Raw genomic sequence first — 18,470 nt, 5'->3', positions numbered from 1 at the left:
CTTGCGGCGCAGCAAGAGCCATGGGGCTTGGAGCAAGAGCCGGCGGGTAGCCCCCTCGGTGCCACGCCTGCGGCGACCCGCTAGGGAAAGGCCGCATGCGCGGCCGTGTACCTGATTCGCGCACATCGTGCGCTCCTACCCGCGCCACATCCGGGTCGGGCTTCGAACGGGGGTTTCCGATTCGCCATCCATGGCTCAGCGGAAACGGCCGGCCGTCCTGGCCGGCCCCCTTCGGGCCTGATCTGTGCGAATCCCTCGCCTGCGGCTACCGGCCCCGAGGGGGCTACCCGCCGGCTCTTCCTTAAACTGAGGTGACGTGTTGGGCGAGCAGTGCGTGCGGGTGAACGTGCAGCGTTCGGGTACGGCGTCGCTGCTTCGTTGGCTTTTCGCCCACATCGTGGGCACCTGCCGCAAGGGTAGGCAGGTTGTTGTATATCCAATGCGTGATCTGCCGGCTGGGTAGGAGCGCACGCACGTGCGCGACCCCTCGACGGTGGGGATACTTATTTCTGGTGTGGTGTCAGCTCGGCCGTCGCAAAGCCAGCTATATCTACCTGCGGCCAATGCTGGCAGCATGAAAGCTAGTGTCAAAACACGTCAGGCGGCGTACTTAATGCGCGCAATCGGTATATTCATAGCCTTTGCAGGCATAGCGTTGAGCGCCGCATTTTTGTACGGGTTCGGCGGGGTACTGACTTGCGGTACATGGAATCTGGGTTGTCTTGTTTACGCGACCGTAACCGCCCTCGTCACGCAATCCTGCGCTGCTGTTGTCCTTTTCTCTAGCATTACCGCCACCAAGCCCGGATCGGCAGCCAGGTACATGTTTATATTGCTCGCGTCCGTTTGTAGCTTGCTCGCAATCGGCTGTCTCAGCGCCATTCTTCTCGTGGTAGCAAGGTAGTCGGTCTGCAAGGCGCGCTCCGCTCGCTCGCCATTCTTCGCTTCGCGCGCCTTGTCCTCGCGGGCCGCTCATGAAGCCTCTGATGAATTCCGCTGATCGCCGAATTGAGATGGATGACATCACTCAAGCCGAACTCGCGGCCCTTCCTTGACGGGTCGCCGCAGGCGTGGCCACGAGGGTGGCACCCGCCGGCTCTTGCTCCGAAGCATTCGGCGTCAACGCGCTGTTGGTTTTTCGCCCACATCGTGGGCTCCTACGGTTGCCTATGTGCAAATACGGCAGGAGGTGATGGTGGACTCATGCCGTTATCCGGCAGATAGCGCGGCGCGAAGCCATCTTCATGGCGTACCTGCCTGCATTTACCGATCGCAAGAACTTGCTGGTTGCAAAGCCGACGGTCTTCTTCGAAGAATGATCTGGGACACAGACCGGCACCCTGCAAGCATGCTGAGTGTGCTGGTCGAGGGGATCAGGGGCCACACAAACCATCGTTCCACGCTGTGACACGACGATCGCACTATCGAGAGCGACGACGTCATCGTTTGCACAGGAGCAAGCATGTCCACGAGTTCGAACGCGTCAGAAACCTTGTACGACGTGGTGGTCAACCAGGAGGGCCAGCACTCGATCTGGCCGGTGCCGAAGTCGCTGCCGCTGGGCTGGACGAAAGTCGGCGTACAGGGAACGAAGGCCTCGTGCCTTACCTATATCGGTGAAGCGTGGACCGACATGCGTCCGCGGTCGCTGGCTGTCGAGTCGAGGCATTAGCGGCTAGAACCGATCGATAGTGTGTTTCGGACGACCCGCACGGGTCGTCCGCGTGCCCCGGGGGGGGAGGGGAGTTGGCAGCACGGTCTGCGCTGCGTTCCAGGTCGATACGAATCGTCCGTGGGCGCAGGTGCAAGGATGGATGCGTCGCTCTTGAATACCGTATTTCTTTTTTCCGGCCAGGGCTCCCAGCACGTCGAGATGGGGCGGGAGCTGTACGAGGCCGATCGCTGCTTTCGTTCGACGATGCGTCATGCCGACCGGCTGTTCCGCGAACGGACCGGTGCGTCGGTGCTGGCGGTGCTGTTCGCGCAGGGTGTTGATGCGGATGTGCCGCTACAGCGCCTGCTGTACAGCCATGCCGCCATTTTCATGGTGGAGTATGCGCTGGCCACCAGCCTGATCGAACGCGGGCTGCGGGTCGATGCCGTGCTGGGCGCAAGCCTGGGTTCGTTCACGGCGGCGGCAGTGGCCGGATGGCTGGACCCGGACGACGCCCTGCTGGCCGTGGTGGAGCAGGCCCTTATCGTGGAAGCGCACGCGGAGCCGGGCTGCATGATCGCGGTGGTGGGTGAGCCGGCGCGATTCCTGGAGCCGGATGTGCTCGCCCTGTGCGAGCTTGGCGCGCGCAACTTCGCCACGCATTCCGTGCTTTCACTTCCCGCGCGGAACAGCGATGCGGTCGAGACGGCATTGCGTCGCCGCGGCCTGGCGTTCCAGCGGCTGCCGGTGGGGTTCGCCTTTCATTCGCGCTGGATCGACGCGGCGCGCGAACCGTACATGGCCTTCCTGCGCACGCTGCCGTACCGGCAAGGGCACGTTCCGCTGATGTGCTGCGCCCAGGGTGGCCATCTAGATGCGCCGTCGGCGGATCATTTCTGGGCGGTGGTGCGCGAACCCATTCGCCTGGCCGAGACCCTCGCGACGCTGCCGCCGCGGGACGACTACCGCTACATCGACGTCGGCCCCGCAGGGACGATGGCGACCTTCCTCAAATACCTGTTGCCCGCCGGTACGGCGTCCCGCGTGCACGCGGTGATGTCGCCCTTCGGCGGCGACCTCGCGCGCCTGGATGCCCTGGCGCCCGACACCCGAACCGTACGCATGCCGGAGCCAGACACGATGAAAGCGGTCATTTTTCCCGGGCAGGGATCGCAGTTCAGGGGCATGGGCAAGGACCTGTTCCCGTTGTATCCGGACGAGGTGCGCCGTGCGTCCGAGATCCTCGGCTACTCCGTCGAGGACCTGTGCCTCAACGACCGCGACGGCCTGCTGGCGAAGACGCAGTACACGCAGCCGGCGCTGTACGTGGTCAACGCGCTGCATTACTACCGCGAGCAGGCGTTGCAGGCCGATGGCGCGACAGGTCGGGCGCCGGCGTTCTTTGCCGGGCACAGCCTGGGCGAATACAACGCGCTGCATGCGGCCGGGGTGTTTTCGTTCGAGGACGGGCTGAGGCTGGTGAAGAAGCGGGGCGAGCTGATGGGGCGTGCCGGCGGCGGTGGCATGGCCGCCGTACTGGGCACCTCGGCCGGCCAGATCCGCGTCATGCTCCACGAGCACCGGCTGGACGGCGTCGATATCGCCAACCTCAACACGCCGACGCAGACGGTGATCGCGGGCGATCACGAGGCACTGGCCGCGGCCGCCGAGCTGTTCGCGACGCTGAAACTGCGCTGCGTGCCACTCAACGTCAGTGCGCCGTTCCACTCGCGGCACATGCAGCCGGTCGAGGCCGAGTTCGCCGATTACCTGAGCCAGTTCACCTTTGCCGCGCCCACCGCCACCGTGATCGCCAACGCCACGGCCCGGCCGTACGACGGTTCCGCCATCGCCCGGACGCTGGCCAGCCAGATCGCCAGCCCCGTGCAATGGGTGGATTCCATCCGCTACGTGATGGGCAAGGGCGACATCGAATTCCAGGAGATGGGCGCGAACATCCTGTCGAAGATGGTGCAGGAGATCCGCACCAAGGAAACGCCGATCCACGACGAACGGCGGGACACCGTGGTGCAGCCTGCGCCTGTGATGCCTGTGATGCCCGCGATGCCCGCGATGCCTTCGGCGGCCGATGGCGCGGATACCGGCGGTGTCGGTGACGACGGCCCCGATGGGCCGTTTCGCATCCGCGCCACGGCGCTGGGCAGCGAGGTGTTCCAGCGCCGCTTCGGCGTGCGCTACGCCTATATGACCGGTGCCATGTACCGCGGTGTCGCCTCCGCGGAGCTGGTGGTGCGCATGGGCCGCGCCGGTTTCCTCAGTTTCTTCGGTGCCGGTGGCCTGTCGCCGCAGACCATCGAGGCCAATATCGTGCGCATCCAGGCGGGACTGGACGCCGGGCAGCCGTACGGCATGAACCTGCTGGCGAACTACGAGAATCCGGCCCACGAGGAAGCGGTGGTCGACCTCTGCCTGCGCTACGGCATCCGCAACGTGGAGGCGGCGGCCTTCATGCAGATGACCCCGGCGCTGGTCCGGTTCCGGCTGCAGGGCTTGCGCCGCGATGCGAACGGCACGGTGGTGAGCGATCACCGCATCGTGGCCAAGGTGTCACGTCCCGAAGTGGCGCGGGCGTTCATGAGCCCGCCGCCGCCGGCGCTGGTGCAGCGCCTGCTGGACAAGGGTCAGGTGACGCCGGAGCAGGCGCAGTGGGCGCAAGCGTTGCCGGTCAGCTACGACATCTGCGTCGAGGCCGATTCCGGTGGCCACACCGACGGCGGCATCGCGGCCGTGATGCTGCCGCCGCTGTTGCGCTTGCGCGACGAGATGCAGGCGGCGCACGGCTACGCCGAGCCGATCTGCATGGGCCTGGCCGGTGGTATCGGTGGTCCCGAGGCCGCGGCTGCGGCGTTCCTGCTCGGCGCCGACTTCATCGCCACCGGTTCGATCAACCAGTGCACCGTGGAGTCGGGCATGAGCGCCGATGGCAAGGCGCTGTTGCAGGCGATGGACATCCAGGACACGGAATACGCGCCCGCCGGCGACATGTTCGAGATCGGCGCACAGGTTCAGGTGCTGAAGAAGTCGGTGTTCTTCCCGGCGCGGGCCAACAAGCTGCTGTCGCTCTACCGCCATCACGACAGCCTGGAGGACATCCCCGAGCGCACCCGGCAGCAGCTGGAAACCACGTTCTTCCACAAGAGCTTCGATGCGATCTGGCAGGAGACCTCGGCGTACTTCCGCTCCGTGGGTCGGGATCACGAGATCGCCAAGGCGGAGGCCAACGGCAAGCACAAGATGGCGCTGGTGTTCCGCTGGTACTTCGCCTACTGCACGCGCATCGCCATGGAGGGCAACGGCGACGACCGGGTGAACTACCAGATCCAGACGGGACCGGCGCTGGGCTCGTTCAACCAGTGGGTAAAGGGTACCGCGCTGGAACCGTGGACCGAACGCCATGTGGACGACATCGCCGTGCGGATCATGGATGCCGCTGCCGCTCACCTCACCCGCACCTTCAGCCGACTTCGTCGCTGAGTGAACCACCTTATCGCATGGGCACTTTCATGAACGTCGATATCGCCATCATCGGCATGGCCTGCCGCTTTCCCGGCGCCGCCGATTACGCGGCTTTCTGGGACAACCTGCGCCAGGGCGTGTCCAGCGTCGGCGAGGTGCCCGCGGGACGCTGGGATCGCGAGGCCTTCTACGCCGCCGACGGGCGCGAGCCTAACCGGTCGGTCAGCAAGTGGGGCGGCTTCATCGACGGCGTGGAGTATTTCGATGCCGATTTCTTCGGCATCTCCGCGCGCGAGGCGGCGGTCATGGACCCCCAGCAGCGCGTGATGCTGGAACAGGCATGGAACTGCCTGGAGGACGCCGGCTACGACGCTGCCGCGTTCAGCGGCACGCGTACCGGCGTCTACGTCGGCGTCTTCACTTTCGACTACCGCGATCACCTGAGCCGCGCGCTGGAGACGATCGAGGGCCATCTCGCCACGGGCACGCACACCGCGCTGATCCCCAACCGCATCTCGTATTTCCTCAACCTGCACGGGCCCAGCCTGCCCATCGACACGGCCTGTTCCAGTTCCCTGGTGGCCCTGCACAAGGCCGCGCACGCTATCCGCCGGGGCGAGTGCGAGCAGGCGCTGGTCGGCGGCGTCAGCGTGCTGTGCAGCCCCACGCATTTCATCTCGTTCTCCAAGACCGGCATGCTCTCGCCGGACGGCAGCTGCAAGAGTTTCGACGAGCGGGCCAACGGCTACGTGCGTGGCGAGGGCGCGGCCATGGTGCTGCTCAAGCCGCTGGACCGTGCCCTGCGCGACAACGATCGCATCGTTGGCGTGCTGCGCGGCACGGCGATGAACCACGGCGGCCACGCCCGCACGGTGACTTATCCCGGCTCGCTGGCCCAGTCGCACGTGATCGGCGACGCCCTGCGCGAGGCGGACATCGACGTGGCCAGCGTCGGCTATGTCGAGGCCCACGGCACCGGCACGCCCAAGGGGGATCCGATCGAGATCGAGGGGCTGAAGCTGGCCTTCTCGCGCGTGGCCGCGGATCGCGGTGAAGCGCCGGGCGAGGGCACTTGCGGGATCGGCAGCGTCAAGACCAACATCGGCCACCTGGAATCGGTGGCGGGACTGGCGGGCCTCATCAAGACCCTGCTGTGCATGAAGCACGAGGCCTTCCCGCCGCTGGTGCATTACCAGCGGCTCAATCCGCGGATCGACCTGTCCGGCAGCCCGTTTTTCATTGTCGACCAGGCACGGCCATGGCCCGTGCCGACCGATGCCAGCGGGGAAGCGATGCCGCGTCGCGCGGGCATCAGTTCATTCGGTTTCGGCGGCGTCAACGCGCACGTCATCGTCGAGGAACATGTGGACACGGCACCCGCGCCGGTGGCCGATGCCCGTCCGGCACTGATCGTGCTGTCGGCACGCACGGCACTGGCGCTGCGCGAGCGCGTCCGGCAACTGGTTGATGCGCTCACCGCGCACGAATCGCGCGACGCCGACCTGCATGACCTGGCCTACACGCTGCAACTCGGCCGGCACGCCATGGCGACGCGCCTGGCGACGGTGGTCGATTCGGTAGCGCTGCTGACCTCGCGACTGGAAGCATGGCTGGCTTCGTCCGCGGAGCGCGACGATGTGATGACGGGCGAGGTGCCGGTGGACGTCGCGACCACGGGCGACGAAACGTCCGGCAGCGAAACCCTGGCCGGGCACCTCGCCGGGGGCGACCTGGCGGCGGTGGCATCGGCCTGGGTGAAAGGCGGCACGGTCGACTGGACGCCGTTGTATGCCTCGGGTCCGCGGCGTCGCCTTGCCTTGCCTACGTATCCGTTCGCCCGGGAGCGTCATTGGGTGGATGCGAAGCCGGCCGCCACGGAGGCGATGCAGGCGGCGATCCATCCGCTGGTCCAGCGCAACACCTCCAACGCGTCGGGCTTGCGTTACTCCAGCCGGTTCACCGGTCGGGAGTTCTTCCTCGACGATCACCGTGTACGCGGCGAGCGGACCTTGCCCGCGGCGGCCCAGCTGGAGATGCTGCGCTGCGCCGCCGACCTCGCCAGTGCGTCATCCATCCGTTATCGCATCGAGGACGTGGTGTGGCTTCGCCCGTTTACCGTCGGCGACGCGCCGAAGGAACTGCATGTCGCGTTGTTCCCCGAAGCCCGCGGCGGTTTCAGCTTCGAGATCTACGACGACGGCGCCACCGGCGACGGTACCGTCTACACGCAGGGCGTGCTCGCCGTCGCCGAACATGGGGATGCGACCGACGACGTCCGCCATGACATCGAAGCGATTCGCCAGGCGTGCACGCGCTCGCATCGATCGGCCGCGGCATGCCATGCGCTGTTCGACCGGGTGGGATTGCAGTACGGGCCGGCGCATCGCAGCCTGGAGGAACTGTTCATCGGCGACGGCGTCGCACTGGCACGGATCGTCCTGCCGGCGACGATGATGTCGGGACGCGATGCCTATCTCCTGCATCCGGCCGTGCTCGACGCGGCGCTGCAGGCTGTCATCGCGGTGCAGGCGGATGACGCGGGCACATGGGACGGCGGAGCGCTGTCGTTGCCGTTCGCGCTGGCCTCGCTCGACGTGCGCGGCACGTGCAACGGCGATGGCTGGGCGGTGATTTGCCACCGCGCCGGTCGTGGTTCGGCCGCCTCCGTGGTGCAGGCGTTCGACGTGGACCTGTGCGATGCGCAAGGCACGGTGCTGGCACGGCTGGATGGCTTCTCCACGCGTACTGTCCCCGCGGCGATGGCGTCCGCTTCGACGCGCACGGCACTGTTCATGCCGACGTGGACGGAACCGTCCTCGGTGTCCACCGAGCCGGCCGCCTATGCACATCACACCGTCCTGGTTTGCCGGGATATGGCGTTGCCGGAACACGTTTCGACCGACCTGCAGGAGCACCTGCCCGAGGCGCGGATCATTGCGATCGACGACGACGCAGCGCTCGCGTCACGCTACGAAAGCGCGGCGGTCGCGTTGCTGGAACAGCTCCAGGGCGCCGTCACGCGGCCGGGACGGCACCTGATCCAACTGGTCGTCGCCGACCACGGCGCCGGGCAGCTCATGGCCGGCCTGGGCGGCATGCTGCGCACGGCGATGCGGGAGAACCCGCGGATCGTCGGCCAGGTGATCCGGCTCGGCTCGGCGGCGGACATCGTCCAGGCGATCGTCGAACATCGCAACGCGCCGGCCGGTGACAGCCGCTACCGCGATGGCATCCGTCAGGTGGCCGGGTGGTCCGAAGTGGCGACGCAGCCTGACGTCGCCTCGCCGTGGAAGGCGGGTGGCGTGTATCTCATCACCGGTGGCGCCGGTGGCCTGGGCGCGATCCTGGCGCGTGACATCGCCCGTGATGCCAGCAGTGCGACCCTGGTACTTACCGGGCGCTCGCCTGTCGGCGACACGGTGCAGGCGTTGCTCGCGGAACTGAAGGCATTGGGCGCGAGGGCGCTGTATCGCCCGCTCGACGTGGCCGATGCGGACGCCGTGTCGCACTTCGTGCGCGAGGTGGCTGCGACGCATGGCCTGCACGGCATCGTGCACGCCGCCGGGGTGTTGCGCGACGGCCTGCTGCCACGCAAGACGCGCGACGACCTGCACGACGTGCTGAGGGCGAAGGTGGCCGGCACGCTGCACCTGGACGAGGCCAGCCGCGACCTTCCGTTGGACTGCTTCATTTGTTTTGCCTCCACTTCGGGTGCCTTCGGCAACGTGGGTCAGGCCGATTACGCCGCCGCGAACGCCTTCATGGATGCCTTCGCGATCCAGCGCGCCGCGCAGGTGGCGGAGGGACGTCGCCACGGTCGCACGCTGGCCGTGGACTGGCCGCTGTGGGAGGAGGGTGGTATGCGCGTGGATGACGCCACGCGCGAGGCGATGACCGCGCAGACCGGCCTGGTGCCTTTGCGTACCGCCAGTGGCCTTGCCGCGCTCCGGCAGGCGATGGCGACGGCGTTGCCGCAGGTGGTGGTGGCCGAAGGCGCGATCGATCGCTTCGTGGCGAGCTGGTCGCCCCCTACGGCACCCGTGGCCGCATCGGTGCCGTCGTCTGTGGCGTCCACCGCGCTCCCGGCGTCGCCGACGGCGGACCATGCCGCAGCGGATCATGGGGATGCCACGGACGCCCTGCGCGACAAGGCCGAGCGTTACCTGGTCCGCCTGCTGTCGAGCACGCTGAAACGTCCCGCCCATAGCATCGATCCACGGGTGCGCATGGAGGCGTACGGCATCGATTCCATCCTCGTGATGGAACTGACCCGCGCGTTGGAGCCGGTGTTCGGGCCGCTGTCGAAGACGCTGTTGTTCGAGTACCAGACCCTGTCCGACCTGGCCGGCTACTTCCTGGGCGAGCACCGCGCCGCGCTGGTCGAGGCGCTGGGTGCGTCGGGCAACGTGACGGCCACTGCCACTGCTTCGGCGTCAGCGCCAGCCGTAACGAGTACCTCGGTTGCAGAGCCCATGTCCGGGGCGCCGAACGGTCCGGGGCAGAGCGCGGCGCACGACGAGTCGTTCACGCCGCCGATGCCCCGCCGCCCCCGCTTCGGTAGCGAGCCGCCGCGCACGCTGCCCACGGTGGACACCCCGGCAACGACGGAGATCGCCATCGTCGGCGTCGCCGGGCGCTATCCGCAGGCGGCCGACCTGGCCGCGTTCTGGGCCAACCTCAGCCAGGGCAGGGACAGCATCACCGAGATTCCGGCCGAGCGTTGGGACTATCGCCTCTACTACGACCCGGACCGCAACGCGGTCGGCAAGACCTACGGCAAGTGGGGCGGCTTCATCGACGGTATCGACCGTTTCGACCCGCTGTTCTTCAACATCGCCCCGCGCGAGGCGGAGCTGATGGATCCGCAGGAACGGCTGTTCCTGGAATGCGTGCATGCCACGCTGGAAGACGCCGGCTATACGCGCGAGAGCGTATCCAGCGACGGCAACGTCGGCGTCTTCGCCGGTGTGATGTACGAGGAATACCAGCTCTACGGTGCGCAGGCGCAGGCGCGCGGCCAGAACCTCGCCGTGTTCAACAGCCCGGCCTCGATCGCCAACCGGATCTCCTACTTCTGCGATTTCCACGGGCCCAGCATGGCGCTGGACACCATGTGCTCGTCGTCGCTGACGGCCATCCACCTGGCCTGCCAGGCGATCCAGCGCGGCGACTGCGCGGTGGCGATCGCCGGCGGCGTCAACGTGTCCGTCCATCCCAACAAGTACCTCATGCTGGCCCAGGGCCGTTTCATCTCAGGCAAGGGCCGTTGCGAGAGCTTCGGCGAAGGCGGCGAAGGCTACGTGCCGGGCGAGGGCGTTGGTGCAGTGCTGCTGAAGCCGCTGGCCGTAGCCATCGCCGACGGCGACCACATCCATGGCGTGATCCGTGCCACCGCGATCAACCACGGCGGCAAGAACAACGGCTACACCGTGCCCAATCCCAACGCCCAGGCGAAGGTGATCGAACGCGCGTTGCGCGCCGGCGGCGTGGATGCCCGCGCGATCAGTTACATCGAGGCGCATGGCACCGGTACCAGCCTGGGCGATCCCATCGAGATCGCCGGTCTGTCCAAGGCGTTCCGCGAGTGGACGCCGGACACCGGCTTTTGCGCGATCGGTTCGGCCAAATCCAACATCGGCCATTGCGAAAGCGCCGCGGGTATTGCTGGTGTCACCAAAGTGTTGTTGCAGCTGAAGCACCGGCAGCTGGCGCCGAGCCTGCATTCGGCCGTGCTGAATCCGAACATCGACTTCGCGCGCACGCCCTTCGTCGTGCAGCAGGACCTCGCCGCCTGGTCGCGTCCCGTGCTCGACGGGCACGAGCGTCCGCGGCTGGCCGGCGTGTCGTCGTTCGGTGCCGGCGGCGCCAACGCGCACGTGGTGATCGAGGAATACGTGGCTTCACCATCACTGGTGACCGCGGAACCGAGCGGTCCGGCGCTGGTGCTGCTGTCCGCGCGGCACGAGGATCGGCTGGTCGACCAGGTACGGCGCCTGCTGTCGGCCATCGACGACCAGCCGGACATGCGCCTGGATGAGCTTGCCTACACGCTGCAGGTCGGCCGCGAGGCCATGGACGAGCGCCTGGGTATCGTGGCGACCTCGCTGGCGGACCTGCGGGCGAAGCTGGCGGCATGCGTCGCCGGCGACATGGCGGTGGAGGATGTGTATCGCGGCCAGGTCAAGCCGAACAAGGACGCGCTGGCCCCACTGGCCGGCGACGACGACATGGCCACGCTGGCCGACGCGTGGATGGCGCGCGGCAAGTTCGGCAAGCTGCTGGACCTGTGGGTCAAGGGCGTGCCGTTCGACTGGCGACGCCTGTATGCGGAGCGGACGCCGCGACGCATCAGCCTGCCGACCTATCCCTTCGCCGGCGAACGCTACTGGATTCCCGTCGATACCGCCGCGCCCGCCGCTGCTGCCGTGGAAGCGCCGGTGCTGCATCCGCTGGTGCACCGGAACACCTCCGACATCGGCGGACTGCGCTTCAGCGCCGGCTTCACCGGTGCCGAATCCTTCTTTACCGATCACGTGATCCGCGGCGCACGCATGCTCCCCGGCGTGGCGCACCTGGAAATGGCACGCGCCGCGCTCCACGAGGCGGTCGACGACGGTCGCACCTGGGCCGTGCACAACATGGCGTGGCTGCGCCCGGTCGTCGACGACGGCGCCGGTGTATCGCTGCATGTCGCCCTGCACCCACAGACGGATGCCGCGATCGGCTTCGCCATCTACGCGGACGGCGAAAACGGCGACGCCTTGGTCCATAGCCAGGGCACGCTGGTCGCCGAGCCCGACGATGCGGATGCGGGTGTTACGCACGATCTTTCCGCCTGGCGCGCGACATGCAGGCTCGGCCACGGCGACGCGGCGGCCTGCTACGCGCGGCTGGAGCGGATGGGCCTGCAGTACGGGCCGGCGTTCCAGGGCGTGCGGGAGTGGTTCGTCGGCGAGGGACGGGTCCTTGCCCGGGTGGCCTTGCCGCCGTCGGCGACAATGGACGGCTACGGCCTGCCGCCGAGCCTGCTCGACGCGGCGCTGCAGGCAACCCTGGCGCTGCCGTCCACGTCGGCCGGCGACGCCACGACGCCGATGATTCCGTTCGCCCTGGGCGGCCTGCGGTTCCTGCGTGCGTGCAAGCCGGAGATGTGGGCGCTGGTGCGGTACAGCGAAGGCAGTGCGCCGGGTGATGCCGTGCCGCGGCTGGACATCGACCTCTGCGACACGGAGGGCGCGGTCTGCGTGCGACTGACCGGCCTCGGCCTGCGCGCGATGTCCGCCCCGGCTGCGGCTGCGGCTGCGGCTGCGGCTGCGGCGGATGCGGCGGCCACAGCCCACGCGGCCCATCGGGCCCATCCAGCCACTATGGTCGCTACGGCATCTGACGCCTCGGAAGCTACTGAGTCCGGCCTTCTCCTCTTGCAGCCGTCGTGGACGGCGGCTGCCGCGACCGCGGGCCACCGCGCGTTCGACGGTCATCTGATCGTGCTATGCGGCGTCGATGCGCAGGGCGTGCAGCAGGCGTGGCCCGACGCGACGCTGGTGGTGGCGGACAACACCGGCGACCTGGCGGAACGCTACGAGGTCGCCGCGACGCTGCTGCTTAAACAATTGCAGGTCCTGAACGGCCGCGGCGGCATGCAGCGGCTGCAACTGCTGGTGCCGGGCGACGGCGAAGGCCGGACCCTGGCGGGACTCGCCGGCATGGTGCGTACCGCACAGCGGGAAAACCCGCGTGTGCTGGGCCAGGTGATCGAGGTGATGGCCGGACAGGACGTGGTCGCGGCACTGCGGGAGAACCTCGGCGACACCGCGACGCACGTGCGTTACGTCGGCGGCGTGCGTGAAACGCTGGGCTGGCAGGAGTACACGCCCGTGGCGGAGGCCGCGGTGCCGTGGCGGGATCGCGGCGCTTACCTCATCACCGGCGGCGCCGGTGGCCTGGGCCTGATCGTGGCGCGCGAGATCGCCAGCCACGCGCGCAATCCGGTGCTGGTGCTGACCGGTCGCTCGGCGCCGGACGAGCGCATCCACGCATGCGTGCGCGAGCTGGAAACCCTCGGCGCGGTGGTCCGCTACCACGCGGTGGACGTCGGCGACGCGGCGGCGGTGGCGCACCTGGTGGCCAGCATCCCCGAGGAGTTCGAGCGCCTGGACGGCATCATCCACAGCGCCGGCGTGGTGCGTGACGCCTTCCTGGCCAGGAAGACACCGGCGCAACTGCGCGAGGTGCTTGCCGCGAAACTGCACGGCACGTTGAACCTCGATCATGCCAGCCGCGACATGGACCTGGACTGTTTCATCTGCTTCGCGTCCATCGCCGGTGTGCTCGGCAATGTGGGGCAGGCCGACTACGCCTGTGCGAACGCCTTCATGGATGCCTTCGCCCACGAGCGCAACCGTCGCGTCGCCAGGGGTGAGCGCCGGGGACACACGGTCTCGATCGACTGGCCGCTATGGGACGAAGGCGGCATGCAGGCGGACGCGGCCACCCGCGCGATGCTGGCCCGTCAGTGGGGCATGCAGCCGATGGCCAGCACTACCGGTGTGCAGGCCTTGCGCCAGGCGCTGGCGAGCGGGCTGGGCCAGGTGCTGGCGATCGAGGGCGACCTGGGCCGCATGCGCAGCGTGCTGATGGACGTGGCGCCCGTTGCCTCCGCTGTCGTCTCCGGCGAAGCGTCCGGCCAGCCTGTGCCCGACCTGCGCCGCGACGTGAAAAGGGCGCTGATGGAGGTGGTATCGGCACTCATCAAGGTGAGGCCGGGCGACCTGGACGGCGACACCGCGCTCAGCGAATACGGCTTCGATTCGATCTCGCTGACCGAGTTCGGCAACGTGCTGAACCAGCGCTACGGGCTGGACCTCACGCCGACGATCTTCTTCGAGTTTCCCACGCTGGATGGCCTGGCCGGTCATCTGGCCCGGGAGCATGCGGCGTTGCTTGCGCCGGTCTTCGCGCCCCGGTCGGCATCGCCGGCCGTGGCGGCTGTCCCGGCAGTGGCTGGAAGCGCGACGGTATCCGTGCCCGTGCCGCTGTCGTCCTTTCCGGCGCCGGACGCGATGCGCATGCCGACCCCGGCGCGCCGCGGTTTCGCGGCGACGACGGCGGCCCAGTCCCCCGCGCCGGAACGCACCCGCGAGCCGGTGGCGATCATCGGCATGAGTGGGCAGTTCCCGCACGCGCCGGACCTGGACAGCTTCTGGCGCAACCTGCGCGACGGTAAGGATTGCATCGACGCGATACCGGCGGGGCGTGACTGGCCGGACAGCCTGCGGGTGCAGGGTGGTTTCATCGACGGGATCGACGCGTTCGATCCGATGTTCTTCGGTATCTCGCCGCGCGAGGCCGAGCTGATGGACCCGCAGCAGCGGCTGATGATGATCCACATCTGGAAGGCGCTGGAAGACGCCGGCTACGCCGGTGGCGCCTTGTCCGGCAGCGACACGGCGATCTACGTCGGCACGATGCCCAGCGGATACGCCGCGCTGGCCGGTCGGGCCGGCATGGCGGTGGAGGGGTATTCGTCCACCGGCGCGGTCGCCTCGGTCGGCCCCAATCGCATGAGCTACTTCCTGGATTTCCACGGGGCGAGCGAGCCGGTGGAAACCGCATGCTCCAGCTCGCTGGTCGCGTTGCGCCGCGCGGTGCTGGCGATCGAGCGCGGCGAGTGCACGGTCGCGATCGCCGGTGGGGTGAACACCCTGGTCGATCCCGCGCTGCACGCCAGTTTCGACAAGGCCGGCATGCTCAGCGTGGACGGCCGCTGCAAGACGTTCTCGGCCGAAGCGAACGGTTACGTGCGTGGCGAGGGTGTCGGCATGCTGGTACTGAAATCGCTCTCGGCCGCCGAGCGCGACGGCGACGCCATCCATGGGTTAGTGCGTGGCACGGCCGAGAACCACGGTGGTCGCGCCAGTTCGCTCACCGCGCCGAACCCCACGGCACAGGCCGCGGTGATCCGCGACGCCTGGCGGCAGGCGGGGGTCAATCCGCGCAGCGTCACCTATATCGAGGCACACGGCACCGGCACGCCCCTGGGCGATCCCGTGGAAATCCGCGGTCTCAAGGCCGCTTTCGCGGAACTCTACGCGGATACGGGCGACGGCACGGTGGCCTCGGCGCATTGCGGGCTGGGTTCGGTGAAGACCAACATCGGCCACCTGGAACTGGCGGCCGGCGTGGCCGGCGTCATCAAGGTGCTGTTGCAGATGAAGCACCGCACGCTGGTGAAGAGCCTGCACGGCGATACCCTCAATCCGTACATCGATCTGTCCGGCACGCCGTTCTACCTGCTGCGCGACGCGCGCGAGTGGATCGCCCTGCGCGATGCGGACGGTCGTCCGCTGCCGCGCCGCGCGGGTGTCAGCTCGTTCGGCTTCGGCGGCGTCAATGCCCATGTGGTGCTCGAAGAATACGTTGCGCCCGCCCGGCGACCCGTCGTCGACGCACCGGTGGCCGTCTTGCTTTCCGCGCGCAGCGACGAGCGCCTGCGCGAGCAGGTGCAGGCGCTGCATGCGTTCGTCGACGATGCCCGCCTGTCGGGCGACATCGCCCTGGCGGACCTGGCGTATACGTTGCAGGTGGGGCGTGAGGCCATGGCGCACCGGCTCGGCTTCGTGGCCGGATCAGTCGCCGAGGTGCGCGACCAGCTGGCGCGCTACCTCGACGATGGTGCCGGCGGCATGCATCGCGCGGACGTCGGCGAGCATCGCGAGGCGATGGATGCCTTCGTGCCCGATATGGCGCTGCGCGGGCTCATGCGGCCCGCCATCGACCGGGCCGGCATGGACCGGCTTCTCGCCCTATGGGTCAAGGGATATGCCGTCGAATGGCCGGCCCTGTACGGCGAAGACAGGCCTGGTCGCGTGCACCTCCCCACCTACGCGTTCGCGCGGGAGCGCTACTGGGTGCCTGCTACCGGTTCGAGCGGATCCGGGGGGAAACCCCTGCATCCGCTGGTCCAGCGCAACGTGTCCACCCTGGATGGCGTGTCCTTCAGCAGCCATTTCGACGGCCACGAATTCTTCCTCGACGACCATCGGGTACGCGGTCGGCGCGTGCTGCCCGGCGTGGCGCACCTGGAGATGGCCCGCTTCGCGGCCACGGTGGCGGGCCGCACCGATGCGGCGGCAGGATGGCTGCGCCTGCACGACATCGTCTGGGCGCGCCCGGTCGGCGTGGGCGATGAGGGCGTGGAGCTGCACATCGCGTTGCAGGCCGGTCGCGGTGACGATGCCGGCTACGCGATCCGCTCGTCGCTGGCCGATGACGGCATCGTCTATGGCCATGGCGTGGTATCCCGTGTCCCTGGCCCCGCGCCGACGGTCGTGCTTTCGCTGGACGCGCTTCGGGCGCAGTGCGACCGCGAGCCGATGGACGCCGCGCGCTGCTATGCCGTGTTCGCGGCGATGGGCCTCGATTACGCTGCCGGCTTTCGCGGCCTGACGGAACTCCGGCTCGGCAAGCGCATGGCGCTGGCGCGGATCGACCTGCCGCCGTCGGTGCAGGGCACGCAGGCGGCGTATGGCCTGCATCCCAGCCTGCTCGACGGCGTGTTGCAGGCGTCGATCGGGCTGGTGATCGATATGGACGGCCCGCCGCCGGCGATGCTGCCCGTGGCGCTGGCTTCGCTGGATGTGCTCGGTCCGTGCCCGGATCGACTCTGGGCGATCGTAAGGCCGGCGGACGGTGTCGCCGGCGAGGATTCCTCGATCGTCGCGGACATCGACGTGTGCGATGCACAGGGCCTGGTGTGCCTGCGCTTGCGCGGACTGGTGTTCCGCGTAGTCGTGCCGAAATCGAAGCGCGGGCATGCGTATGTGGGCGGCGTAGCCGCAGACGCAGAGGTCGACGTCGTCGCTGCTGTCCCCCTCGATCCCGGTGCCGGTGCCGCGATCGGTGTCGCCATGGGCGCCGCTATCGAAGCGGGCGTCCACACGACGGGCTTAGACGTGTCGACGCTTGTCAGCGACGACACGACGGAGCGCGCCTTGCGCTATTTCGAGCGTTTCCTGTCGAAGGCGCTGAAGCTGCCGCTGCACCGCATCGATCGCCGGGCAAGGATGGAAACCTACGGGATCGATTCGTTGCTGGTGCTGGAACTGACGCGTGTCCTGGAAACCACCTTCGGGCCGCTGCCGAAAACCCTGTTCTTCGAGTACCAGACGCTGGCCGCCCTGAGCGACTATTTCGTGCGGCAGCATCCGGTCGCCATGGCCGGTCTGATCGGTGAGGCGCACGTGCCGCCTGCGGCGATGGCCGTGGCCGTGCCGCGTGCCATCCGGACCGCCGCGTCCCTGCCGTTCGCCGCGACGACCCCGCCAACCACCAACGCGCCCACGGTCGGCGACATCGCCATCGTGGGCGTGGCCGGCCGCTACCCCGGGGCCGATACGCTCGACGCGTTCTGGGCCAACCTCAGCCAGGGCCGGGACAGCATCACCGAGATCCCGGCCGATCGCTGGGACCACCGCCTGTATTTCGACGAGACGCGAGGCAAGGCCGGGAAGACCTACGGCAAGTGGGGCGGTTTCATCGACGGCGTGGACCGTTTCGACCCGCTGTTCTTCAACATTTCGCCGCGCGAAGCGATCCTGATGGACCCGCAGGAGCGCCTGTTCCTGGAGTGCGTGCACGCCACGCTGGAAGACGCCGGCTACACGCGGTACAACGTGGCGGAAGACGGCCGTGTCGGCGTCTTCGCCGGCGTGATGTACGAGGAATACCAGCTCTACGGTGCGCAGGAGCAGGCGCGCGGCCGCCCGCTCGCCGTGGCGGGCCACCCCGCGTCCATTGCCAACCGCGTTTCATATTTCTGCGATTTCCACGGCCCCAGCATGGCGCTTGACACCATGTGCTCGTCGTCGCTGACGGCGATTCACCTGGCCTGCCAGGCGATCCAGCGTGGCGATTGCGCGGTGGCCATCGCCGGCGGCGTCAATGTCTCCGTGCATCCCAACAAGTACCTGACCCTGGCCCAGGGCCGGTTCATCTCGGGCAAGGGCCGCTGCGAAAGCTTCGGCGAGGGCGGCGAAGGCTACGTACCGGGCGAGGGCGTGGGTGCCGTGCTGCTGAAGCCGCTGGCCCGCGCCGTCGCCGATGGCGACCACATCCACGGCGTGATCCGCGCCACCGCGGTCAACCATGGCGGCAGGACGCATGGCTACACGGTGCCCAATCCCAACGCGCAGGCCCAGGTGATCGAGCACGCCCTGCGCGCCGGCGGCGTGGATGCCCGTGGGATCAGTTACATCGAGGCGCACGGCACGGGCACCAGCCTGGGCGATCCCATCGAGATCGCCGGCTTGTCCAGGGCGTTCCGCGAGTGGACGCCCGA

3 protein-coding genes (1 of these 3 running past the window's edge) are annotated in these 18,470 nt (G+C 68.3%); all 3 read left to right on the top strand.

The window, feature by feature from the left end:
* Nucleotides 1–1,462: 1,462 nt before the first annotated feature.
* Nucleotides 1,463–1,672 carry an MbtH family protein gene (locus ACVKN3_RS01600; RefSeq protein ID WP_285405684.1) on the top strand — a complete coding sequence of 70 codons (210 nt, stop codon included), beginning with the start codon at nt 1,463–1,465 and terminating at the stop codon, nt 1,670–1,672.
* A 153-nt stretch (nt 1,673–1,825) separates the two neighbouring features.
* A complete protein-coding gene (gene fabD, locus ACVKN3_RS01595) occupies nt 1,826–5,149 on the top strand; it encodes an ACP S-malonyltransferase (protein WP_354512918.1) in 3,324 nt (1,107 codons plus the stop codon).
* 29 nt (nt 5,150–5,178) lie between these two features.
* Nucleotides 5,179–18,470: the 5' portion of an amino acid adenylation domain-containing protein gene (locus ACVKN3_RS01590; protein ID WP_354512920.1), read on the top strand. It continues 19,540 nt past the right edge of the window; only the first 13,292 of its 32,832 coding nucleotides appear in the window; its start codon is at nt 5,179–5,181; the stop codon falls past the right edge of the window.

The organism is Luteibacter sp. PvP120 (genome assembly GCF_054055715.1).
The sequence above is the reverse complement of the archived record's forward strand: the minus strand, read 5'-3'. Positions and strand labels throughout refer to the sequence as shown.